Raw genomic sequence first — 22,668 nt, 5'->3', positions numbered from 1 at the left:
AGGTTCTGATATATATGGTAATAAAAGATATAATTCGATCGGAAAATGCAGTATCAGAAGTAGTTGATGTGGTACTCATACTTGGTATCATGCTCATTGCAATAACTGTGATCACAGTTGCAGGATTTCCTGCCCTTCAGGACATGCAGGAAAGTGGACATCAAGAAAACATCAGGCAAAGTTTCATGGTTCTTGGAGAGAACGTAAATAAAATCGTCTTTGACAATGCACCTTCTCAATCTGTAGAGCTAAAAATGTATGGAGGAGGAATATGGATTTCAGGAAACTCTACAATTTCTGTGACGGTACAGTCATGGAACTCATCTAGCTCTTCGGTCGAAACTCGGGAATCTGCTGGCCGTCAGATCAGAGAATTACAGAACGAGTTTGAAGGGACTACCATCTCATATGAAAATACAGGAATTTGGGCAAAATACCAAACCGGTGAAGCTATAATGGTCCGAGAACCTCAGTTCGTTTATTCTGATAGCATGCTTGTTATACCTGCTGCAGGAATTGAAAATGATATCGATGGAAATGAGGGGGTTTCAGGAGAAGGTCTTATACGTGTGATAGCAAAGGGTGGCAAATCAATGATTACCAGCTACCAGAACGTTTCAGCAGTTGATATCTACGTAAACAATAGTTTGTATTATACTGGTTGGACAAATTACCTTAATGAAACAATGGAGATGCAAATAATAAATAGTACGCCTTCAACTGTGCATGCACACAAAGATTACACTGATGAGAACATCGACGTATATGTAATAAAAACACCTCTAAGAATGTCGATCGAATAAGGTGGCAATAATGGGCATGAAATCTGAAAAAAACTTATCCCAATCATGCAAAGCAGTTTCATCTGTTGTGGGAGCGTTGATAATGTTCTCACTTACCATCATTTGCATTAGTGTGATGCTGCTCTACAGTGTTCCGGTAATCTTCGAAATGCAGGAAGATGCAAAAGCTCAGAAGATTGAGCAGGCATTCACAATCCTGGATTCTCGTATAAGTAAAGTAGCACTGGGAGAATCTCCTGTCCAGACAACGACAATAACCTTAATGGGCGGTACAATAGATGTAAATAGCCAGGGTGAAGCTGACAGGGGTAAAATGACAATACAGATCATCAATCAAACTGACAATACAAATGAAGAGTTCAATTGTTCTCTTGGCACTATAGAATATGTAAAAGATGATAGAAAAATAGCATATGAAGGTGGAGGAGTGTGGTCAAACTATGGATCAAGAGGTGGATCAGTTATGCTATCACCACCGGAATTCCATTATAATGGAGTAACTCTTACATTGCCAATAATGACCATCAATGGAAACTCATCATCCAGTGGCGAAGGTGATTTTGAAATTGCTGTAACTTCAGACAATAAACCGCAAATATTGTACCCGAACGTATCAGCTTCCGCACAGAGAAAGAATCCTGTTTTACATGATAAGGTCATAGTTTATATTGAAAGTCAGTATTACGACGCATGGGCTAATTATGCGGAGACCATGATTTACACCAGTGCAACAACTGATGATGAAAACGAAACTGCCATAATTGAATTCCATACAGTTCCCCCAATGGGAACATTCAGCCTCTCAAACAAGATCAAAATGGGCCAGGTAAATGAATCAAATTTAGACCCAGTCTATGATTTCAACTTTCACTACGAAGCTGCACAATCTCAGGGACTGAACCCAAAGAAATATGAAATGAAAGCAATTTCCGGCACAAAGACACTGATCTATACTTTGCAAAAAAAGGGCGGTGCTGACCAACTGGAGCTTCATGTTACCTATATGGACACATCCGTAGGTTCGGACTATATTGAACATTGGGAAGGTATCGACACATTTTCGATAGACGGAGCCCAAGAAGATGAATCCTCAAATGTAGACCTACTAGATGAATATTTCATAATGGAATATAGCCCGACTAGCCAAGATTGTGCAGAGACTGATTTCTCATGGGGACCTTCCAACGCAACAAGTGAACTACCGGACGTTGAATTTAATGCAGATCCAGCTTATAATCAATACCCACTGTATGATATTACACAGCACTACATAAAATTGATGACAAAAGAAGACCCGATTGAGTTTATTCTGGATGGGGGTTCACAGGATCCGATGGATTATAGCAACTCAAAAGTAACTCTAAATTATGATTCAATGGGAAATCTTATTACCTACCTGCATGTGACTCAAAATGAATTGAATGTACAAATTGTAAATTGAATTGCATTTGATAGTATAATAAATTCAAAAATACAGGATTTCAAATATAATGTACAAAAAGATAAGTATGCTAAAAGTATAAATTGATATAGTACAAGTTTGATGACCATAGTTATATAATTAGGGATTGGTGGACATGGGGACTAGACAAAGACCATTTGAATCTTGTAAAGCGGTTTCTTCAGTTGTTGGATTATTACTTATGTACTCACTTGCCATCATTGCTGTTGGTATCATATTAGTGTATAATGTCCCCGTGCTCAATGATATGCAGGACAGTGCAAAGGCACAAAAAGTAGAACAAGCATTTACAGTTTTGGATTCGCGCATGAGTAAAGCAGCACTGGGAGAATCTCCCTACCAAACAACTTCGGTATCCCTTATGGGTGGTGAAATTAATGTAAACGGAGCTGAAGAAGCCGAAAGAGGTATTATGACAATTCAGCTCATCAATACTACGACTAATTTTTCAGAAGAATTCAACTGCTCATTGGGCACTGTAGAATATATCAAAGATGACCGAAAAGTAGCTTATGAAGGAGGCGGAGTTTGGGCAAACTATGGTTCAAACGATAGAACCGTTATGGTATCGCCACCGGAGTTCCATTACAATAGAGTAACACTCACATTGCCAATTATGACCATAAATGGTAATTCGTCCATCACAGGTAACGGTAATACAGCGATTACGGTTACATCTGACAACCAGCCATATGTATTATATCCGAACCCTTCACTTTCCGCCAGCAGAACAAATCCTACTGATCATCTCGATAAGGTAGTCGTCTATGTAAAAAGTGACTACTACAGAGGTTGGGCAAACTATGCAAATTCGATGGGCGCCACCAATGCGACATTGGATGACGAAAATAAAACTGCCATTATTCAGTTCACCACACAGCCTCCAATGGGTACACAGCCCCTCACAAGCAGACTAAAAGTAGGGCAGCTTTGTAAAATAGACGAGCCGGTGTATGAATTCCACTTTGACTTTGATGCTGCTGCTTCAAGTGGACTCAATCCAAAGAACTATGGAATAACAGCAACATCCGGAACTCGGACGCTCTCATATGATCTGCAGAAAAAAGAAGGTGCCAACCAATTAGACCTTGTCGTTACCTATGAAGATACAGATCTGAGCGCAGACCCGGAACGATGGGTAAGCGTGGAGAATTATCCAGTATTCAACACAAACGAGAATCAGAACTCTACTGTAGATCTAGTGAATGATTCATTTATGATGGAATTCACAAAACAAAGTGGTGTTAAAGATTCCTTTTCGTGGTCAAATGTCACTATAGAAAATGGAAATGTATCTTATTCAATAAATGATCTTACACAGCACTATATGAAATTGATGACAGAAGATAGTAATATTGTATTCTACATTGGTTCCAATACAGGTCAAGATCCCGTAGACTACAGTACCTCTACAGTTACTATTGAATACTGTGGACTAGGCAATTACATCACATACCTCCACATCACTCAAAATGAACTGGATGTGACCGTAGAATAAAACCACAAAAATTCAACTCGGGTCATAGAACATCACTATGACCCAAAACAATATTTTTAAAAATCTTCACTCAACATCTGAGACTTCCGTATACTCGGCAGTGTAACTTTTTCCCACACCGATCTGTGCTTCAAGGGCAGCCACCAGTGCAAGGAAGTAGAATGGTGTTGTCAGTAAGGAACCAACATAAGTCATGTTACCTATTGCGCTGATCACCCAAAGAATGATAGCCAGCACAAGAGTGTCGACAAAGTTGTTCTTGGATATATCGATGCTCTCTTTTATGGAATCCATTACTCCATAGCCCCTTATGATAAGGAGGGGAAGTGCATAGATCATAAGTATTGAAAGTACAAGTCCCGGAAGTACAAGGAACAGGAAACCCACTCCTACTATAATGGCGAATAAGATAAAGAATACCCAGCTCTTTATGAAATTGTTGAAGCCTTCGAACAGGTCATTGATCTCTACCTTTTCTCCACCCATTCCTTTTACGGCCATGTATGCAAGACCATAGAAGAGTGGTGCAATGGTCACAATGAATATGGAACCAATAAATGCTATCAATGTAGCTACTACATAAGCTGCGATGTTGTCCTTGAAAACATCCCATGCTCTCCTGAATACGTCTTCAAAATTCAGATTATCACCTCTAAAATAAAATAGGTTTTTGTGCATAAATAATTTTGCACCCGCCTATATATAGAAAGGTTTGTACATAATTTACAAGACTGCCCATATTCATTTTTTGTTCAGTATTGTATACGTAGGGAACGGGATCTCAATTCCCTCTTTTCTGAACTCTGAATCTATCAGTGTGTTAACCTCATTTATGACACTGAATTTATCTGAAGGGTATCTTACCCATAGGATCAATGCAAAATCAAGACTGAAATTCCCATGGTTATCAAATCGAACTGATGGTTCTGGATGATCAAGAACAAGGTCAATGCTCCTTGCGATATCCATAAGGACGCGTTTTACCTTTGCAACATCAGAACCATATGCAACTCCTATGGTAATTTTCACCATCATTTGAGATTGGGGTGAAGTATAGTTTATTACCTTGTTGTTAGCTATTATGCTGTTCGGAATGATGATCATATTATTGTAAAGATCGAGTATCCTGGTACTTCTAATACCGACCTCTTCCACAATACCGATCTGACCTTCGCCAATTTCGATTCGGTCACCGTTCTTGAAGGGCTTGTCATAATAGATAGAAAGACCACCGAAGAACTGTGAGATGGCATCCTTGGCAGCAAATGCAATGGCAATACCCACAATACCTGCAGATGCGAACAGAGGAATAACATTCACACCCCATACGCCTTCGAGTATTATACCGATACCGATCAGCCCGATTACAAGATCAGACAACCCTTTCAGAAGTGGTAGCACTTCATCATCGACCTTCGTTTCTGTTTTCTTAACTACAGATGGAAGGACATTATCGAAAAGTATCCGGTTAAGGCTTATCAGAGTAAATATCCAGACCAATGACAAAATGGTCAGCAATATATCATTGAAAATGCCCAGATAGCTTTCTGCACCGCCAATTACAGATAGTGCAAGGAACGCCCCTAAAAGAATAACTGTGTAGTATATTGGACGCTTTATCGCATGCATTATAAGATCATCGATCTCAAATCTTGTTCTGGATGTATAATGCAAAACAACCTTCTTGAAGACGATGTCCACCAGATAGGCAAGTATCATCGATGAGAACAAAATGAGGATGGCTACTATCAATTTATATTCAATTGAACCAAAGAGAGAGCCGAATGTTTGTTCAGCATACATGGATACTGTTTCATTGAATGCCATAAAATAGAATTAGTCCGAAAATATATATTTATTTGGACATAGCATACCGGATCAGATGGTGAACTGCATCCAGCAGGTCCCTTTTGCTGAAATCTCCTTTTTGCATGATGGAATCCACCTTTCCTTCCAGAAACAAATGCTCCCGGGGTGAAAGTTCTTTTCCAGTGCATAAAATTATCGGAAGATTCCTTGTCCCAGTTTTTGTTCTTAATGTGGAGATCACGTCAAATCCGGAAAGATCAGGCATCATCAAATCAAGTATCATTATATCAGGCTGATCTTTCGTACAGATATCAATTGCATCCATTGCGGAATATGCACGCAAGATTGTGAAGCCTTCCGACTCCAGCATGGAAGAGAGAATATCAACAGCATAAGGCTCATCATCAACCAGAAGGACTTTTGGACATTTACCATCACGTTTCATTTTAAACCTATCCATGAGATGCAAGAGATATTCACGATCAAATGGTTTGCCCATATAGTCTGCTGCACCCAATTCCAGAGCAGCTTCTTTCTGATCCAGCATTGAAACAACCACTACGGGAATGTCACAGGTAGATGCATCTGCTTTCAGCTGGTTAAGGACTTCCCACCCATCCAACCTCGGCAGCATTATGTCAAGTGTAATAGCAAAGGGTTTCAATCTTCTGGCAAAAGAAAGACCCTCCACACCGTCAACAGCAGGTACAACACGATAGCCACCATCAATTAATGTAAGCATTAAAAGTTCCCTGGAGATCTCGTCATCCTCGACAACAAGTATCAAAGGATCATCGTCAGTGCAATTGTCAGGGCCAAGGATCTCCCGAATGGTGTTTTTGGACGTTGCATCAAAAGTACTGACAGGACTTTTGTTTAATACAACATTTTCAGTCGCATCGTAAAAAGAACCAGAATGAATGGAGTCGATGACCGAACCAGAATTAATGCATTCGGAACCATTAGAAACATTCTTGTCTCGATCTCTGTTCACAGATACAGAACCCTTCACTTGGGGAGAGCCGATCGCAATGGGAATATCAAATGAAAAACTGCTTCCCACACCCGGCTTACTCTTGACCCAGACATTTCCACCATGCATCTCTACAAAACGTTTGACAATTGCAAGACCAAGCCCACTGCCACCATAACCACGGCGGTAGGAGCCGTCTGCCTGAGTGAAGGACTCAAAAAGGAAATTACAATCCTCTTCGGGAATACCGATACCATTATCCTTTACCTGAACCAATAGCCTCTCATTGACAAATCTTCCACTCAAGTCAACAGAACCACCTGCAGGAGTGAACTTTATAGCATTGTCCAACAGGTTCTGGAGAATTTGTTCAAATTTCTGTTTATCAGCGTTAATGACAATACCCCGGGGCTCCAGCTCAGAATTCAGTTCAACATTTTTCCTCTCAGCCATCTGGGCAAACGATGAAGATACAATATCAAAGGATTCCCATACCAGGAAATGCTCATAATGCAATTCCACATTTCCGGACTCCAGCCTTGACATATCCAGAACATCATTGATAATACCAAGAAGCTTTTTCCCGCTATCTGAGATATTGTGCACGAATTTCACATGCCTGTCATCAAGCACATCCGAGTCTTCCAAAAGCACATCGGAGAAACCAATGATGGCATTTAATGGAGTCCTTAGCTCATGCGTCATGTTAGAAAGGAATTCACATTTAGCAATTGCACCGGTTTCAGCACTGGCCTTTACAGCTGACAGGTTTTCTTCTTTTTTCCTGCGTTCTGTGATATCTTCCAGTACAACGAGAACGGAATCCTTTCCCCTGTACTTCATTGTACTTACATTGATCTCCACAGGGATGTATGAACCATCTTTTCTCATAAGGACAGATTCAAATTCAGATATCTCATTTTCCAGCACTTTGGCCATATGAATTTTGAATTCTTCAGCATGATCAGGATGTAAAAGGCAATCAGAATTACAGGACAGGAACTCTTCGTGTGTGTAACCCAGAAGTTCAAGAGCGGATCTGTTGACCTCGAGGAAATTTCCATCCGGATCCTGCACATAGATCGCATCAACAAACTCCTCAAATAATGTCCTGTAATTTGCTATCGATCTCTTTAATTCGTCCTCAAAGGACTTTTTGCCGGTAATGTCCAGAATAATCCCATGATATCGATCACTAAGCCCGTTTTCATCTACCTCGAGCCGGGAATGTTCAGATATCCAATGCACATTCCCGCTTTTATCCAGAATACGATATTCCTTGGAGAAGTTCCTTCTGTTTTCTTTAAGGCATGCAAGAAGATCCGAATAATATCCTTCCACATCGTCCGGATGAATGATGTCAGCATAAAGGAGCTCATGAGACATCAGGGATTCCGCATCATAACCGAGTCGTACAACATTGTCGGATACATACTCTACGGGAAATCCTTTTTCGGTCTTCCAGAGAAATGCAATTGCAGGACTGCTTTCATAGATGGAAATAAGTTCTTCGCTCTTTTGCTTTACTCCGCCGGATACTAAGACGTCCTGTTTATCACTATGCAGGTTTTTCCTGAATGAAAAATCCTGTTCATCTGTACTGATAATAAAGTTATCATTACCGGATTCCAGTTCGAGGATCTCAGAAGGAGAGAACATCCCAAGAGAGCAGGTACAAATGGACCTCATAGCAAGTTCTTTTACAGTATCCTTCACAACATCGTTATAAGATCTTAGAAGATCTAGACATGAACCTTCGATGCAATTCAGATCAACATTAAAACGGAGACCATCGAAACCGCTTAGGGTAGCTTGTTCATTCATAAGCTTCCAGTGTTCGGGTAGAAGAGCCGGCAACAATGAAAGATCATTACCGGGCAATTCCGGGATAGGAACTATCTCAAGCTGTGAGTTACGAAGATAAATATCAATATCGATGCCTTTTTCCTTAAGCATCTCCTTTGCCATTAAAGTACTTTCCACATCAGGAGTCATCCATATGCACAACTCGTTGTTATCAAGACCTGAAATAAAATAATCATGCAGAAAAGTTGACATTTCAGCAGTATACCTATACACAAAGCAAAAATGACATCCATTAGGAATAACAAATGTGTTTCCATCCGTTTTTCTTGCTTGATCTACCATATTGGTCCTTTCCGAAATTCCAGATCCTAATGCAATCTGAGTGCGAATTGAAATGATACATCACAACTTGCCGGGAATGGGGAACTACATCAGACAGATTTGTTCTATTGTATCATATGAGGATTGTTTTTGCTATTATATATACTATAACCCATAGAAAAGACACTGAGTCTGTTTTTTATAATCTGGATGAAATTCATTGAAAGAAAACTGCGATCTGAAAGACCAAATGAACAAAAAAATATCTGGAAGATTATTAAATAACATTGCATCCATTTTCTGGATTTGTATTCTGCGTAGAATTATATAAGATGAAGCAAGATACTCGCAGAAGAATTTTTTCTGGAGAGATCCCATTGCAAAAGATCAATCAAAAAGAGATACTGGCCCTGAACCTTCAGAGAATGTACTGGATCGAAACGGAAATGGAACAGCTCGTAACATGGGAAGCAAAAATTGAGCTCGAAGGAGAACACAAAGAAGCATTAGAGACCCTTTCCAATGATTCCGATAACCATGCCCTGATCCTCGAGAAGTGGCTCAACATAGCAAACATTGACCTCCCGAAAAGCCCACCCAGAGGAATCCCACTCAAAGGATTTGATTTTAACAGGATAAATGTCTTCGAGATGTTTAGTGAAATAAGGAAATACGAGATCCTTGCAAGGGACACCTACCACAGCATAACCTCAGCAGAACCAAATGTACTTGAAGAAGCATTTCCTGATGAAGAGAACAGAGAGGAATTCATAAAAGACATGAAGCACCTTGTCGCAGAAGAAGAAAGGCATAAAAGGATCTGCGATGAGAAGATCGGCGGATTTGCAAGGGTGCTTTAAAACACCTGCTTTTTACACGAAAATACCTTGCCGGGTCTCTCAAGACCCATGACCCTTTTTTAATGTTACTCACAAGATCTTACGACATATTCTGTAAAGATCGAAACAGAAATAACCTTGACCTCATGTTTAGCACGACGAATTGAGAATCTCATTTTGCTATGAAATGAGATGGACATATCCAGAAGAAACTTCATGCATCTTTTCAAGATTGTGATCCTCAAGCTCCTTGCTATCATAATTTGTGACTACATCGACTATATTTATAATCTGTTAGATAAGTATAAGTTACATTCAGATACATTTATGACTACGATACCAAATATATTTTATCTGAAGGTAAGGGGCAATCAACTTGAAATGGAAACATGATCGGGGACTCGAGGGAAGGATGCTGTTGACACTATTCCTGCTGGGAGCAGTGTACCTATTATTTCTGGCATTCCTGTTCTATGCAGGTGCGCCCCAGATATTCATGCTATTGTTCATAGGTGCATTCATAGGAGCACAATACTACTACTCGGACCGGCTGGTCCTCTGGACCATGCATGCAACTATCGTTTCCGAGTATGAGGAACCTGAACTTCACCAGACCATCACACGGTTATGCGCCATAGCAGACCTGCCAATGCCCAAGGTAGCGGTGGTAAATACTTCAATTCCAAATGCCTTTGCAACTGGCCGGGGTCCCAAGAATGCGGTAGTTGCAGTGACCACGGGACTTATAAACCAGCTGAACCAGGGAGAGCTGGAAGCTGTGCTTGCACATGAGCTGAGTCATGTGAAGAACAGGGATATGGCGATACTGACCATAGCCAGTTTCATATCGACCCTGGCATTCTACATCGTCAGGTACAGCTTTTACTTTGGGGGATTCGGAGGTTTTGGAGGCAGAAGAAAGGAATCCGGTGGCATTATTGCAATTTGGGCCGTCTCATTGGTCGTATGGGTCATAAGTTTTTTGCTGATACGCGCTCTTTCAAGATACAGGGAATTTGCGGCGGACAGGGGTTCTGCTGTGATCACAGGCCAACCCTCCAATCTGGCATCGGCACTGATGAAGATAAGCGGGATCATGCCTCGCATTCCACAGGATGACCTGAGATCTGTGGAGGGAATGAATGCGTTTTTCATAATTCCTGCAGTTTCGGGTTCTTTCATGAGCCTGCTCTCGACCCACCCTTCCACGGAAAAAAGGCTCGCAGCACTCGAGAAGTTACAAAAGGAGCTTGAACTCTGATGGGACTTAAAGGCATGTTCGATTCCCTGCTCGGCAGGAGCAAGTTACCGGAATCAAATACTGAACATCTGTTCTCGATCTCAACTGCAGTGATCACAATGGAAGTGAACCTGAACCTCCACCCGTCCGGACAGGCTGGGATCTGTTTTAAGTCTATGGCCCTTTCCCAGTATGAGAACACCAGAAAGGAAATAGAGGAACTGTTAAGTTACAGCACACAGGAAACAGGGACAAATTTCCGCATAGAGAAGGATAAGTACAACTTCCTGTGGGTGATCCTGAATGATACCGATTTCGAAGATCTTGTCACAAACATACACATGATCAGCCAGACCCTTATCGAGCAAGGTTTCTCAGAACAGATATTGTGCGCAGTGTACCGTTTTGAGAGCGAAGGACCTGTCTACTGGATATATAATTTCAAGCAGGGTAGCTATTATCCTTTCGTACCTCGAGGTAAGCAGGAAAGGAACAATTCAATGGAGATTAGGCTCAAGGCCCTTATAGAGAACGAACTACCGGTTGAGAAAAATGTGGAGAAATGGTATCCCCTCTGGGGAATGCCATTCTAAATTTAAAGATCAAAAAGATCAAAGATATCGAGTTCAGCCTTCGAGCAGACCACTTCCGGTAAAGATCTCCTTTGCTTCCTGTAAGCTCAGGTCCTCAGGCGGGACAATGATGTTAGATTCCACAATACTTGCATCATCAAGTTGTTTCCCGTTCGATCTGATCATATCAATGAGCTTTGAAAGTTCAGCCCTGTAATCGGCCTCATTTTCCTCGGCCACAAGGTCTACGATCCTGTTATCAATGACGTTGAGCTCATCGAACATACCTCCAGGAACCTCATATTGCCCTTCACCCATTATCCTGATTATCATTTCCCTTCCTCCGTCCTGAGTTTTGCCAGCTCCAGCTCGACGTTCGATTCCGCACTGATCTTTGCGAGTTCTCTATCAATATCATCACCACTGCTTGTGATGTCATCAAGCGTGCCTGCCTCGATAAGCTCATCAAGGGCAAAGGCACGTGCCTTCATTTCTTCGGTCTTGTTCTCAGCCCTCTCAACGGCAAGACCGACATCCGCCATTTCCTCACTGATACCTGATACAGATTCATTGATCTTTACCTGAGATTCAGCAGCCGTATATTGTGCCTTGATGGTCTCCTTCTTCGTCCTGAAGATCTCCACCTTAGTAGATAAACGCTTCTCAGCAGCCACCAGTTTGTCCTGCTCCTTTTCAAGGTCAACTATCTGCTGGTCAAGTCCCTCCACCTGAACCTCCAGTGAAGCCTTGCGCTCAAGTGCAAGTCTTGCAAGGTCTTCCCTATCAGTCTTGATAGCCTCCCTTGCCTGCCCGGATAGTTTGTCAATGCTCTGCATCAACTTCGAACGCTGCAACTGCAACCTCTTCTTGGAAGTCGCTACCTCAGCCACCCCTCTTTTTACACCCTGCAACATTTCCAGCTGCTTCTCATAAGAATAATCAAGTGTTTCCCGGGGGTCCTCCATACGATTGATGATCTTGTTCATCTTCGCCTTGAGGACGGTTTCCATTCTATTAAATAGACTCATTTACTCCCTCCCGCTATTATGTGTATGTTAGTCATCAGAACTAACTGTTATATGTTATTTGACCTATTTACTATTTCTAATTTTAGTTCCAGTAGATCTTCGCACAATTAGTTTAAAATGGGGTTATATTTTTGTGCCTAAAATGAAAGATTTAAGAATCTCCGAAGTGAAGAGATAGTTGTTGAATCCACTGAAGACATAAGTAAAACATTGAAAGGGTTTTCGTCCAGAAAAGTAAACCTACAAATTGATTGAAATTATCGATTTCCATTTTTAATTGCTATTTACTACATACACATTAATCGATATAGTCCTCCTTAAATGAAGTGGTTTGGAGAAAATGAAAAAAAGAAACTCCCAACACTTTCAAATCTTTAACTGGATAACTCCGAAGCACTGATTTAAGCAGCAAGTAACTCTTGGGTTGCAGCTACGCCACCGTTAATTTCCAGATTTACAATTCTATCTTGAAGTTTGTTTAAGGGCTGCTGATTAGACATATTAATTCTACCCCTAGTAATTTTTAAGCTAAAAATATTTTTAATTTCTTTTAATAATATATTAGATCATAAAATATAAGAGATAATATAATCATACTAAAATGTAATTATAAAATAAATTCTAACAACTAAATTGGGAAGATTAAATGAGAAATAAAAAGATTTTGATAATATGTACAGTGACAGCTTTAGTATTGATTACTATGGGAACTGCATCAGCAAACGCAATCACAGTGAACAACAGCACAGGACCAGTAGCAGATTTTAGTTCGATACAGGCTGCTGTAGATGCTGCAGTTAATGGAGATACAATCCTTGTGTATAAAGGATTCTATAAAGAAAACGTGGACGTATCTCAAGCAGACATAATAATAAAATCAGAATCAGGGAATCCGGATGATACCATTGTTCAGGCTGATAACTTGGATGATCACGTATTTGATGTAACTGCAGATAATGTGACCATCAGCGGTTTCACTGTAACAGGTGCCACATCTAGTACTAACGCCGGAATCTTCCTTGCAGGGGTACTAAATAACAATGTCAGCAACAATAAATTATCGAACAACTATAACGGCATCAGGCTGTTTTCTTCCAGTAGCAACTATCTGGTCAGCAACACGATGACTGACAACGACTACGGTATCATGCTGCTGTTTAAATCCTCCTCCAATCTCATCTACAACAATTACTTCAACAACACCAACAATTTGAATGTTGCTTTATCTAACAAATGGAACATCACAAAAACAGAAGGTACAAACATTGTTGGTGGACCTTATCTGGGTGGCAACTACTGGGCAACTCCTGCTGCTACAGGACATAGTCAAATATGTACTGATGCAGACAACGATGGTTTCTGCGATTCACCGTATATTATCAATGAGTACAATATAGACCATCTGCCACTTAAATATAAACCAAATCAACCACCCATAGCAAAGGTAAATGGCCCCTATGTTGTTGATGAAGGTTCATCCATAACATTTGATGCTTTCTCTTCATCTGATCCTGATGGAGATACTCTTGAATACAGATGGGATTTCAATAATGATGGAATCTGGGATACTGAATGGTTAGATAGCCCAACTGCGGATTATACATTGAATGATGATAACACAAGAAACATTGTAGTCGAAGTTTCTGATGGTGTACTCACAGATATTGCAACTGCAGTTGTAAAAGTCAACAATGTTGAACCAAACATAACATCCCTTACTGTACAACCAACTGAACCAGTTGGAGTTGGTACTAAAGTGGATTTAACTGCTACATTTACTGACCCAGGTACCCTTGACACTCATAACTACACTATTGACTGGGGTAATGGAACAATAACAGGACCATTTTCTGCGACTAGCCCTGTGATAGCTAACAATACATACACCACACCTGGTGTATATACGGTCAAACTCAACGTTACAGATGATGAAGATGGATTTGATACAGAAGTTTATCAGTACGTGATCGTGTACGATCCTTATGGAGAATTTGTGACCGGTGCTGGATGGATTTTCTCCCCAGAAGGCGCTTATACAGCCGATCCAAGCCTCAATGGAACAGCAAAATTTGGCTTTGTTTCAAAGTACATTAAAGATGAAGATGTCACAACTAGCAATACCGTGTTCAAGTTCCATGCAGGTGATCTCAACTTCCACTCAAAAAACTATGATTGGCTTGTGGTCAATAATCACAAAGCAACATACAAAGGAACTGGTATGATCAACGGTGAAGGAAACTATGGTTTCATGCTATCTGCCATTGACGCTGAATGCACACCCAGCACCGATGTTGACCTGTTCAGGATAAAGATCTGGGACAAAGACAACAACGATGCTGTAGTCTACGACAACATGTTGGGTGCAGATGAAGATGCAGATCCGACAACTGCAATTCAAGGAGGGGAAATCAAGGTGCACGCTAAAAAATAATTACCAAGATGGAAGAGTGGACTTTTTGAAGTGGAAACCAATGGTTTCCCTTTAAATTTATATGGCAATAAAATAGTATATTAACGATTTGAGTAGCAGTTACGCATTTGATATTCTTAAGTCCATACAAAAAGATAGAGATACCTCTATCTCCAACTTACTGTCCGGTATTTAGATTTGAACTTAAAGTGCAATATGATAAAAATAGAAATGTTGGGCTTTGTACCCGAAATTGAAGAAAGCCTCGGGCGGGATTTGAACCCGCGACCTCGTCCTTACCAAGGACGCACTATACCCCTAAGCCACCGAGGCATCGTTATTGTTGGGGTTGTGATGTGATTCCCAGATACACAGAATCAATTATGAACCTTTCGGTCGGGTTTATAAATTCCAGCGATCATCCACCGGGAACTTCTCATTTATCCACATAAGGGTCTTGTTGTCGTGCACTATGTGATAGGACCGCGAAAGTGCGCTACTGCTGTCGAAAAGTGACTCGTCTTCGGTTATTTCGATGTTATCGAAGTCCCTGCGGGTCTCAATGCCACTGTTGCGGAGAATCTTACCTATGGGGATATCCGCGCGCATCAGGTCCTGACGGATGTCTTCGGGCATCCTCTCAATTGGGGACAGGGACAATGCCCTGACAAATGGCTTCTCTCCTGCAAGTAGGGTCACAAGCCTGTAGTTCACATCGGAACCTACAGCAATATCAAGAAGGGATGCAGTTTCCTCGTCTGCCTGTATGAGGTGCTGGGCCTCTGTGACCACAGTCACATCCTCACGGGTCATAATCTCAAGCAGGAAGGTTACAGACCCGTCGGTACCTGCACACACCCTAAGGCATGTGGGGATATCGAAGGATTTCAGCGCCTTCAGGAATTCCTTATTAACGAATGTCACAGCTGATCTGTATCCACGGATCGAAGTCCTTAACTTAGATATTCAGTTGAATGCTCATATTATGGATCCTGGATTCATTCCGGGATATCCCGAATGCTCACTTGGATACATCCTTCTTAGCCTGCTTAAGGCGTTCCTTTGCAGTATATCCTGTTGCCAGCTGGAGGAAGTCCCTGAAGCGCTTGTTTGTATCAAGGATAAGCCCGTCATCACCTGTAGAAGTGTCCATGACCGTATCCACTACCAGCTTCTTGCCATTCATCGAAACAGACATTTCTGTGATCACGCCATAGGAAACCAAAAGCTTGTCACCCTCACGCATGACCCCGGATGGGAAGCATTTCTCAAGCTCTTCATAGATTCTTTCAATGTCTGGGGAAAAACCACGTTTCAATTTATATTCCTGCATTGCTATCGAATAATAGATAGCCATTAACACGAATAAATATTCCGGTATAGCAGGTGATCTCAAAAGCCTCGGGATCGGGATGAAAATTCAATTCACAAAACAGGTCGAAGCCGTCCTGATCAAACTGTTTTCGGTTGAACAGGATCCGGTTCGATAAGGTCTGATAAGGTCTGATAAGGTATAGCAGATACTATCAGTCATACTTCAAGACTTAGCCACAGGATCATTTCTCAAGGACCATCTTTCCGCCATCCCCTACCATCATTACCCTCTGCACCCTTTCAAGCAACATCTCACCAAGCTTCTGTATCTCTTCCCACCCGGGGGTTGGAGTTTCATGGCCCTTGAAAGGAAGGTCGAAATCAGGATTGCTCATGAACTGGTAAAGCATGACCTCAGAAGCATCTTCTATATCCGGCATTATCCTGGGTATTGTATCAGCATTGATGAATTCAGGAATGACCCTTATCCAAACCCTCAGCCATTTCTGTTTGGCGATCTCAAGGGATTCACGCAGCAGAGAGATATAATTGAGAGCCCTCTCCTCAGACAGTCCGGTAAGTTCCATGATAGCAGGGATGTCGTCAAGAGGTGCCTTGATCTCAATAACAAAGCCCTTGACGAACGGCAGTGCACTCTCAAGGACCTCCGGCTTCATCCCATTGGACTTGAGAAGTATGCTCTTTCCGGCAGCTTGAAGCCCCTCGATCAGAGGGAGTAGATCCTTCTGGAGGGTTGGTTCCGCGCCGCCCAGGTAAACATCCTTGCTAGAGGATGCCTTTGCAAGGTCCAGCACATCATCAATGGAATACTCGGTCTTTGGCTGCTTGATATGCACACAATAAGGGCATCGCATATTACAACCTGCAAATTCCACACGTATCTGTCCCGCGTTATCAGATAGATTGATAAGTCTCATTGTTAACCATCCAAAAATATCTCTATAAAGAAATAGATAGCTGAAACTATAATACTTTTATCCGCTGCAGGATCAGGAAAGGTATTTCGAAAAGAAGGAGTTGAACCAATTTCGAACATACCGGTCTTACAGGAACCAGCGATTACTATATATGTAGAATGTAACATCAATTCAGTCATATTAGGTGATCACAATGCCAAGAAAACTTACAATCGAGGACCTCGAAAAAAGGAAGGAAAACGAAGAGCTGAAAGAAGATATGGGGCATGATCTGGAAGATCTCTATGACCTGATAATGCCACCAGGAACACCATCATACCTGATCTATGATATCGTAGAAGAGTTCGGCCTCGAACCTGTGGAGAGGAAGATCAACGTCAACATTGTAGAATCTGATAAAAGGGAACTCCTTGTCCTGAGAGGAAAGCTCGATGCTGTTAAAGCGGCAGAAGAGTATTATTTCCAGGAAATGGAAGCCTACATCGAACAATAATTATTTAGAAATCCAAAGGCAATTTAATTAAAAAAGATGACCTGTTGAAAAACAGGATCATTCCACTTTTTCTGAGCCGGCATCTTCCGGACCCATATCAATGCCTGTAATAGTATCAGCATTAAAATCAAAGACAACTGCCCTCTGGTCACCGGAATATATATCCACTTCACGAGAATCATTGATCTCACCAATAACAGCAGCTTCTATTCCCACATCCTCGAATATGCGGATGCATTCATCGCAGTTCTCCGGTCTTGCAGTCAGGATGTAACCTGTTGCAGGATAGATCTTAAGCCACTGCTCCAGCTCAAGACCCTCAGGAACAGGTATCTTTGTAAGATCTACGGATGCACCTACCTTGCTGGTCTCGCACAGCATTCCAAGAGTACCCACAGTACCCGGATTACTGATATCCTTTCCTGCTGTAAGCAGCTTCTTCTCAGCGATCGTCTGCATCACAAGGAAACGGTCGCGAACGACTTGGTCATCTTTGAACGATGTGGTATCCCAGCTGTAAGGGGAGTTCTTTCCCACCCGACCGTCCATGTCATAAGCAGCTATAACAGAATCTCCCGGCCTTGCCATATCACTTCTGACAATGCAGTCCTTCTTTGCAACACCGATGATAGCGACACCAAGGGAGTTGTAGGGAGTGTCCGGATGTACATGCCCACCTACCATGGGAACTCCGAACTTCTTAACTCCGTCCTTGATACCGCGCATCATCTCCTTACATGCTTCAGTATCACAAGAGGACATGACATTTACCATTGCAACAGGCCTGCCGCCCATTGCCGAAATGTCGTTGACATTGACAACTACGGATGTGTATCCTGTCCACCACGGGCTTTCAAGTGCGATCCTACCCCAGATGGCATCAGCTGCGAACAATATAACCTCATCACTACCGGTATCAAGTACCGCGGCATCGTCTCCGAAATCCACGATCGTCTCGCCATATTCACTGCGGACCTCATCGAACATGTTGACGATGTCAGCTATGGGTTTCTTGCGGGTCACACCTTCGAAGTTACGGAGGTTTGAAGCCAGTTGTTCAATATCCAAATATATCCTTCCCTTTGTGGTTCAGGCAGAACGGAAGAGATTTACTCTTCGTGTTCCATCTTTTTGATAGATTCCATTTTGATAACGTTTCGTCGTTCCTCGCTCATCTGAGAGAGGTCCTTGCCCAGAAGACCGTATGCATCAGACCTGCACTGGCGGCAGTGCCTCATCTGCTGTACATAAGGCTCACAGAGAGCCTGTACTTCCTTACGCTCCTTATCTGTAGGAGGTTCCATGTCTGCAAACTTCGCCTGGCAGATAAGAGGCATGATGTTCATGATGAAGACACCAAGTTCGCGCACCTTCTTTGCAACCTCGATGATATGGTCCCTGTTGATCTTTGGAATAAGCACTGTATTGATCTTGACGACCAGTCCGGCCTCCACAGCCATCTTAATACCTTCCAACTGGTTACTTATCAGTATCTCTGCGGCTTCCACACCAGTATAGGACTTGCCCTTGTAAGCAATGTGGTCCACGATCTGCGCCTGTATCTCCGGATCGATGGCATTAAGGGTCACAGTAAGTGTGCTGACACCAACCCTCAGGATATCATCCATCCTTTCAGGAAGTGCCAGACCATTGGTACTAAGGCAAAGGGTCACATCAGGGAACTCGTTCTTGATAAGTTCAAGGGTCTCAAAGGTCTCGTCGTTTGCAAGAGGGTCACCCGGACCTGCTACTGCAACTACTTTAATGAAAGGATAATCCCTGAGAACATTCCTTGTCTTTTCAAGTGCCTCCTGAGGAGTAAGTACTTCACTTGTCACACCCGGACGACTTTCGTTGACACAATCGAACTTACGGTCACAATAATTGCACTGGATGTTACACTTTGGAGCCACAGGCAGGTGAATTCGACCATACTTGTGCTGAGCCTCCTTGTTGTAGCAGGGATGGTCTGAGATCTTTCGCATAACATCAAGATCCACATCATTCTCATCGTGACATTCTTCAGGGATTTTATCAGTATCAGGCAAAGTTTGTCCTCCGGTCTTCAAATAGGAAGTCTGCAAGTTAATTAGAAGCGTTATAGATATAGGTTGTGGAATGTGTTCATTCCAGGCCGTTCAGCTCGCACCACTTGCCGTGGCCCTCCCATACCTTCACAGATAACGGATATCCAAGCTTTTCGGAAAGGTCCGCGTGGATATGTTCACAGATGTTCTCTGCACTTGGGAATGGAAGGATATCATTCAGAAGCTTGTGATCATAGGTCTTCAGGGTCTCACGTACGGTCTTCTTAATCTCATAGAAATCCATGACCATGCCATTCTCCTGTTTCTCACCCTCAAGAACGATCTCGATCTTGTAAGTATGGCCGTGGACGATACCACAGGTCTCATGTTCCGGTAAATAATGTGCACTGTCTATGTATTCAATTATTCCAAGTCTCATTTTTGTCATTATAAACAACCCCACATTTTGTGTGTTTGAGGAATTATCAGCGTATCAATTGAATCCAGAAGCCTGTTCTGTAATTCAAGCATAAATTCGATTTCAGGAGCAAGATGCTTTTGTGTGACCGGCTGAAGTACCATACAGGACACATATCCGGAGATCTCATCTGCAACTGACAATACATCATCTGCAGAGGTATCTTTTGTGATCACCAGCTTGCAGAAGCACTCCCTCTCCTTTGTGTTCCGAAGAGTGCGGAAACATTCGAACGTCCTCTCAAGATGAGAATCAAAATCCTCACCTTCGAACTCATCAATAAGCTTCACGTCCCCCGATACATAGGAGACCTTGTCCCTGATCTTCTTTGCCATGTCGGGAAGGGTCATATTGGACTCAAGATACAGTGGTCTTGAAACATCCATCTCTGCAATGAAATCTGCTTCGAGAAGAGGTTCTCCTCCTGTAAGGGATATGGAATGGACATTCTCATAACTGTCCAGCATCTCACATACGTCCTTTACGCCAAGGGGATTCGGGATGTCCTTAAAGACATTGGTACCGGGAACCTTTTCGAATTTGCATAAAACCGGTTTTTCTACATTCGTATCACAGTAGGAACAATTGAGGTTGCATCCTACAAATCTCACGAAAGCCTGCCTCACGCCCACATGCGGACCCTCACCCTGGACGGAACAGAAGATCTCACTGACAGGTACCTTCATCATACCACATCCAATGGGCGCGATTTACGAAGGTCTTTTTCGATATCCTCAAACTCGGCCACATATCTGTTTGCGATCTCTTCAAGAAGTCCGACTGCCCTGACCTCATCGACCCCATTATCTGTAAGATTGCCGTAAAAGTCATGGATCACATTGATCCCGAAGTGGACCTTCTGGGATACTGCAGATGTGCTTGCAATAGAGATAGTCAGTTTTTTACCATCTACGAAAAGATCATCGCCCTGTCTTGTGGTAATAATCCCATTTTCCAGAAGAGCTTCTGCAACGATCGCAGTGAACAATCTCTGTCTTGCATACACCAGCTTAAGGTCAGTTGAATCAAAATGCTCTATGAGAAAATGCAGCATATCAGGAGAATAGATAGAATCACCCATCCTTTTGTCCTCAAGATCTATCATATGCTCCAGCTTTACGTCACAACCACCTCTAAAAGCAACGATCGAATCCTGCTGGATACCTTTCAGGTTGTATGCCCACAAAGAGGAGATCTGGCTTCCATCATAATCCGTTTTTTTATCAAGAACAACATATTCCATAATAACCACCTCTGTTGTATTCAAACATCCAGGCCAAGTTTTACCATAAGAGGATCCTTCAACCCTGCCTCACGGAATGCACGTGCACGTCTTACACAACTTTCACACACGCCGCATGGCCGATCTCCGCCGTGATAGCAGCTCCAGCTCCATTCCAGCGGTGCATCTTCCCCCATTGCTTCAAGAACTATGCTTTTCTTGTCCATATCGATAAGAGGGGCCAGGACCTCCACACCATTTGCAGTGGAGTAAGAAAAACACCTGTCTGAAGCGTCAACGAATTCTTTGGAGTTGTCAGGGAATGTTTTTGCCTCCTCACCGTTGAATCCGGCAATTACAGAATCACAACCATAACTTTCAGCAAAGCTTGCTGCAATGTTCAGGAAAACACCATTCCTGTTAGGAACCCAGACATTCCTGGCGGAATCTTCAGTAATACTCTCATTTTCTCCGGAGAGATCATCAGTCGACAACTCAGGAACATCTACGTCCTCGTTCACAAGGGACGTATTCGTGATATCCTTTAACCAGTCAAGCCGGATTATTCTGTGTTCTATTCCATAGAATTCACAGATTGCCTTTGAATTATCGATCTCCCTTCTGACAGAGCGCTGCCCATAATCGAATGTCAGGGCCAGGACAACATCGGAAGTCCTTTTTGCAATTGCAAGGGCAGCGACGGAATCAAGACCACTGCTCATTAATGTTACAGATCTCATGAGGATTCTCCAAAGAAGTGCTCAGGTATTCTCCTAGTAATACTCCAGTATTATTTAAAGTTGCCGAAGATGAGGCAAATAAAAAAGATAAAACTAAAACTAAAACTAAAACTAAAACTAATTTAAATGCAAAAAAGGAAAGTTTCAAAAAGAGATTCTGGAAGTTACTCAAGCCGATGCGGATTCACTACCGCCGCCTGAAGAACTTCCACCTGCAGATTCAAGACAGTGTATAGTACAGTACATATGTTTTTTCACATGAGTATCATACACGATGATCTCGTTTCCACAGTGTTCACAGTATACTTTTACGAGTTCCATTTGTACCACCACATTTTATATTTTGCTTTGTAAAAGGAATAAGAATCCCAGAAAAAAAGTACTGGAATTGCAATTGTCGAGTATTCTGCGATTTTTACATGTATCAAATAGAACCCATCCAAATGAATAAACCTTTACATATTCAACTATGGAATTTGTAGCCGAGATCTTTTTCATTTGTTGTGCTCAAAGATACGAGTAAACTCACGAGTTCTCGAAAGTTATACGATTATGGAAGCTCTAGAATCATTACCACCACCTTTTGTACCCAATTAAGATATTGGCAAGATTAATATATAAATATATCGATAGAGGAGTGTATGCTCATTATTATGAGGTGATTCTGGCAGTATGTTAAAAACTAAAAAATATGA

The 22,668-nt window shown here is 42.1% G+C and carries 23 protein-coding genes and 1 tRNA gene; 8 read left to right on the top strand and 16 right to left on the bottom strand.

Going from position 1 to position 22,668, the window contains the following annotated elements; translation table 11 throughout:
• Positions 1-14 precede the first annotated feature (14 nt).
• The 3 genes from ACR3I3_RS05330 to ACR3I3_RS05320 all read left to right on the top strand — a co-directional run bounded on the left by ACR3I3_RS05330 (position 15) and on the right by ACR3I3_RS05320 (position 3,763).
• On the top strand, positions 15-803 hold the full coding sequence (locus tag ACR3I3_RS05330) for a DUF7289 family protein (RefSeq protein WP_440953516.1): 789 nt from the start codon (positions 15-17) through the stop codon (positions 801-803).
• 16 nt (positions 804-819) lie between these two features.
• Complete coding sequence (locus tag ACR3I3_RS05325) at positions 820-2,244, top strand: DUF7289 family protein (RefSeq protein ID WP_440953515.1); 1,425 nt, start codon at positions 820-822, stop codon at positions 2,242-2,244.
• 136 nt (positions 2,245-2,380) lie between these two features.
• Positions 2,381-3,763 carry a DUF7289 family protein gene (locus ACR3I3_RS05320; protein WP_440953752.1) on the top strand — a complete coding sequence of 461 codons (1,383 nt, stop codon included), beginning with the start codon at positions 2,381-2,383 and terminating at the stop codon, positions 3,761-3,763.
• A 66-nt stretch (positions 3,764-3,829) separates the two neighbouring features.
• On the opposite strand, the gene ACR3I3_RS05315 is transcribed toward ACR3I3_RS05320, so the two are convergent.
• The 3 genes from ACR3I3_RS05315 to ACR3I3_RS05305 all read right to left on the bottom strand — a co-directional run bounded on the left by ACR3I3_RS05315 (position 3,830) and on the right by ACR3I3_RS05305 (position 8,603).
• Complete coding sequence (locus tag ACR3I3_RS05315; protein WP_440953514.1) at positions 3,830-4,441, bottom strand: glycerophosphodiester phosphodiesterase; 612 nt, start codon at positions 4,439-4,441, stop codon at positions 3,830-3,832.
• A gap of 63 nt (positions 4,442-4,504) precedes the next feature.
• Complete coding sequence (locus ACR3I3_RS05310) at positions 4,505-5,590, bottom strand: mechanosensitive ion channel family protein (protein ID WP_440953513.1); 1,086 nt, start codon at positions 5,588-5,590, stop codon at positions 4,505-4,507.
• 28 nt (positions 5,591-5,618) lie between these two features.
• Positions 5,619-8,603, bottom strand: a complete 2,985-nt coding sequence (locus tag ACR3I3_RS05305; RefSeq protein ID WP_440953512.1) for a response regulator — start codon at positions 8,601-8,603, stop codon at positions 5,619-5,621.
• A gap of 446 nt (positions 8,604-9,049) precedes the next feature.
• Between ACR3I3_RS05305 and ACR3I3_RS05300 the strand changes: the two genes are divergently transcribed.
• The 3 genes from ACR3I3_RS05300 (at position 9,050) to pspAB (ending at position 11,344) form a co-directional block, all read left to right on the top strand.
• Complete coding sequence (locus ACR3I3_RS05300) at positions 9,050-9,532, top strand: hypothetical protein (protein ID WP_440953511.1); 483 nt, start codon at positions 9,050-9,052, stop codon at positions 9,530-9,532.
• 391 nt (positions 9,533-9,923) lie between these two features.
• Complete coding sequence (gene htpX, locus ACR3I3_RS05295) at positions 9,924-10,772, top strand: zinc metalloprotease HtpX (protein WP_440953751.1); 849 nt, start codon at positions 9,924-9,926, stop codon at positions 10,770-10,772.
• Positions 10,772-11,344, top strand: a complete 573-nt coding sequence (pspAB, locus tag ACR3I3_RS05290) for a PspA-associated protein PspAB (protein WP_440953510.1) — start codon at positions 10,772-10,774, stop codon at positions 11,342-11,344. The genes htpX and pspAB overlap by 1 nt, the downstream gene beginning before the upstream one ends.
• 33 nt (positions 11,345-11,377) lie before the next feature.
• Here the strand turns inward: pspAB and pspAA are convergent, their stop codons facing one another.
• Together pspAA and ACR3I3_RS05280 are read right to left on the bottom strand one after the other, a co-directional pair.
• Complete coding sequence (gene pspAA, locus ACR3I3_RS05285; RefSeq protein ID WP_440953509.1) at positions 11,378-11,656, bottom strand: PspA-associated protein PspAA; 279 nt, start codon at positions 11,654-11,656, stop codon at positions 11,378-11,380.
• On the bottom strand, positions 11,653-12,351 hold the full coding sequence (locus tag ACR3I3_RS05280) for a PspA/IM30 family protein (protein WP_440953508.1): 699 nt from the start codon (positions 12,349-12,351) through the stop codon (positions 11,653-11,655). Before ACR3I3_RS05280 ends, pspAA begins: the two co-directional genes overlap by 4 nt.
• Before the next feature lie 646 nt (positions 12,352-12,997).
• On the opposite strand from ACR3I3_RS05280, the gene ACR3I3_RS05275 reads away from it, so the two are divergent.
• On the top strand, positions 12,998-14,782 hold the full coding sequence (locus tag ACR3I3_RS05275) for a NosD domain-containing protein (RefSeq protein ID WP_440953507.1): 1,785 nt from the start codon (positions 12,998-13,000) through the stop codon (positions 14,780-14,782).
• Positions 14,783-15,022: 240 nt separating this feature from the next.
• Here ACR3I3_RS05275 and ACR3I3_RS05270 read toward each other — a convergent pair.
• From ACR3I3_RS05270 to ACR3I3_RS05255, 4 genes are all read right to left on the bottom strand, one after another.
• Positions 15,023-15,094, bottom strand: a tRNA-Thr gene (locus ACR3I3_RS05270).
• 69 nt (positions 15,095-15,163) lie between these two features.
• Positions 15,164-15,685 carry a chorismate--pyruvate lyase family protein gene (locus ACR3I3_RS05265; protein WP_440953506.1) on the bottom strand — a complete coding sequence of 174 codons (522 nt, stop codon included), beginning with the start codon at positions 15,683-15,685 and terminating at the stop codon, positions 15,164-15,166.
• Positions 15,686-15,782: 97 nt separating this feature from the next.
• Positions 15,783-16,118 (bottom strand): DUF5611 family protein, encoded by a 336-nt coding sequence (locus tag ACR3I3_RS05260; protein WP_440953505.1) that lies wholly within the window; start codon positions 16,116-16,118, stop codon positions 15,783-15,785.
• Positions 16,119-16,317: 199 nt separating this feature from the next.
• Positions 16,318-17,013 carry a radical SAM protein gene (locus ACR3I3_RS05255; protein ID WP_440953504.1) on the bottom strand — a complete coding sequence of 232 codons (696 nt, stop codon included), beginning with the start codon at positions 17,011-17,013 and terminating at the stop codon, positions 16,318-16,320.
• A 193-nt stretch (positions 17,014-17,206) separates the two neighbouring features.
• On the opposite strand from ACR3I3_RS05255, the gene ACR3I3_RS05250 reads away from it, so the two are divergent.
• Positions 17,207-17,506: a hypothetical protein gene (locus tag ACR3I3_RS05250; protein WP_440953503.1), complete on the top strand. Its 300-nt coding sequence runs from the start codon at positions 17,207-17,209 to the stop codon at positions 17,504-17,506.
• 57 nt (positions 17,507-17,563) lie between these two features.
• Here ACR3I3_RS05250 and ACR3I3_RS05245 read toward each other — a convergent pair whose 3' ends face one another.
• From ACR3I3_RS05245 to ACR3I3_RS05215, 7 genes are all read right to left on the bottom strand, one after another.
• Positions 17,564-18,574, bottom strand: coding sequence for a methanogenesis marker 2 protein (locus ACR3I3_RS05245; RefSeq protein ID WP_440953502.1), 1,011 nt, complete (start codon positions 18,572-18,574; stop codon positions 17,564-17,566).
• 41 nt (positions 18,575-18,615) lie between these two features.
• A complete protein-coding gene (gene nifB, locus ACR3I3_RS05240; protein WP_440953750.1) occupies positions 18,616-19,491 on the bottom strand; it encodes a nitrogenase cofactor biosynthesis protein NifB in 876 nt (291 codons plus the stop codon).
• 139 nt (positions 19,492-19,630) lie between these two features.
• Positions 19,631-19,981 carry a 6-carboxytetrahydropterin synthase QueD gene (gene queD, locus ACR3I3_RS05235; protein ID WP_440953501.1) on the bottom strand — a complete coding sequence of 117 codons (351 nt, stop codon included), beginning with the start codon at positions 19,979-19,981 and terminating at the stop codon, positions 19,631-19,633.
• On the bottom strand, positions 19,981-20,697 hold the full coding sequence (locus ACR3I3_RS05230) for a 7-carboxy-7-deazaguanine synthase QueE (protein ID WP_440953749.1): 717 nt from the start codon (positions 20,695-20,697) through the stop codon (positions 19,981-19,983). The genes queD and ACR3I3_RS05230 overlap by 1 nt, the downstream gene beginning before the upstream one ends.
• Positions 20,697-21,254, bottom strand: coding sequence for a DUF366 family protein (locus tag ACR3I3_RS05225; RefSeq protein ID WP_440953500.1), 558 nt, complete (start codon positions 21,252-21,254; stop codon positions 20,697-20,699). The genes ACR3I3_RS05230 and ACR3I3_RS05225 overlap by 1 nt, the downstream gene beginning before the upstream one ends.
• Positions 21,255-21,274: 20 nt before the next feature.
• Positions 21,275-21,973 (bottom strand): 7-cyano-7-deazaguanine synthase QueC, encoded by a 699-nt coding sequence (gene queC / locus ACR3I3_RS05220; protein ID WP_440953499.1) that lies wholly within the window; start codon positions 21,971-21,973, stop codon positions 21,275-21,277.
• Between the two features lie 168 nt (positions 21,974-22,141).
• A complete protein-coding gene (locus ACR3I3_RS05215; protein WP_440953498.1) occupies positions 22,142-22,294 on the bottom strand; it encodes a hypothetical protein in 153 nt (50 codons plus the stop codon).
• Positions 22,295-22,668: the final 374 nt, after the last annotated feature.

Origin of the sequence: Methanococcoides mangrovi (assembly GCF_052057775.1) — an archaeon.
Taxonomy (GTDB): Archaea; Halobacteriota; Methanosarcinia; order Methanosarcinales; family Methanosarcinaceae; genus Methanococcoides.
This window is presented reverse-complemented; position numbering and strand designations above follow the sequence as displayed.

Excerpts from the sequence above, each read along its gene's own strand:
- ACR3I3_RS05330 (WP_440953516.1), top strand. The coding sequence starts at position 15 with ATGGTAATAAAAGATATAATTCGATCGGAAAATGCAGTATCAGAAGTA.
- ACR3I3_RS05325 (WP_440953515.1), top strand. The coding sequence starts at position 820 with ATGAAATCTGAAAAAAACTTATCCCAATCATGCAAAGCAGTTTCATCT.
- ACR3I3_RS05320 (WP_440953752.1), top strand. The coding sequence starts at position 2,381 with ATGGGGACTAGACAAAGACCATTTGAATCTTGTAAAGCGGTTTCTTCA.
- ACR3I3_RS05315 (WP_440953514.1), bottom strand. The coding sequence starts at position 4,441 with ATGCACAAAAACCTATTTTATTTTAGAGGTGATAATCTGAATTTTGAA.
- ACR3I3_RS05310 (WP_440953513.1), bottom strand. The coding sequence starts at position 5,590 with ATGGCATTCAATGAAACAGTATCCATGTATGCTGAACAAACATTCGGC.
- ACR3I3_RS05305 (WP_440953512.1), bottom strand. The coding sequence starts at position 8,603 with ATGTCAACTTTTCTGCATGATTATTTTATTTCAGGTCTTGATAACAAC.
- htpX (WP_440953751.1), top strand. The coding sequence starts at position 9,924 with ATGCTGTTGACACTATTCCTGCTGGGAGCAGTGTACCTATTATTTCTG.
- pspAB (WP_440953510.1), top strand. The coding sequence starts at position 10,772 with ATGGGACTTAAAGGCATGTTCGATTCCCTGCTCGGCAGGAGCAAGTTA.
- pspAA (WP_440953509.1), bottom strand. The coding sequence starts at position 11,656 with ATGATAATCAGGATAATGGGTGAAGGGCAATATGAGGTTCCTGGAGGT.
- ACR3I3_RS05280 (WP_440953508.1), bottom strand. The coding sequence starts at position 12,351 with ATGAGTCTATTTAATAGAATGGAAACCGTCCTCAAGGCGAAGATGAAC.
- ACR3I3_RS05275 (WP_440953507.1), top strand. The coding sequence starts at position 12,998 with ATGAGAAATAAAAAGATTTTGATAATATGTACAGTGACAGCTTTAGTA.
- ACR3I3_RS05260 (WP_440953505.1), bottom strand. The coding sequence starts at position 16,118 with ATGGCTATCTATTATTCGATAGCAATGCAGGAATATAAATTGAAACGT.
- ACR3I3_RS05255 (WP_440953504.1), bottom strand. The coding sequence starts at position 17,013 with ATGAGACTTATCAATCTATCTGATAACGCGGGACAGATACGTGTGGAA.
- ACR3I3_RS05250 (WP_440953503.1), top strand. The coding sequence starts at position 17,207 with ATGCCAAGAAAACTTACAATCGAGGACCTCGAAAAAAGGAAGGAAAAC.
- nifB (WP_440953750.1), bottom strand. The coding sequence starts at position 19,491 with ATGCGAAAGATCTCAGACCATCCCTGCTACAACAAGGAGGCTCAGCAC.
- queD (WP_440953501.1), bottom strand. The coding sequence starts at position 19,981 with ATGACAAAAATGAGACTTGGAATAATTGAATACATAGACAGTGCACAT.
- ACR3I3_RS05230 (WP_440953749.1), bottom strand. The coding sequence starts at position 20,697 with ATGAAGGTACCTGTCAGTGAGATCTTCTGTTCCGTCCAGGGTGAGGGT.
- ACR3I3_RS05225 (WP_440953500.1), bottom strand. The coding sequence starts at position 21,254 with ATGGAATATGTTGTTCTTGATAAAAAAACGGATTATGATGGAAGCCAG.
- queC (WP_440953499.1), bottom strand. The coding sequence starts at position 21,973 with ATGAGATCTGTAACATTAATGAGCAGTGGTCTTGATTCCGTCGCTGCC.
- ACR3I3_RS05215 (WP_440953498.1), bottom strand. The coding sequence starts at position 22,294 with ATGGAACTCGTAAAAGTATACTGTGAACACTGTGGAAACGAGATCATC.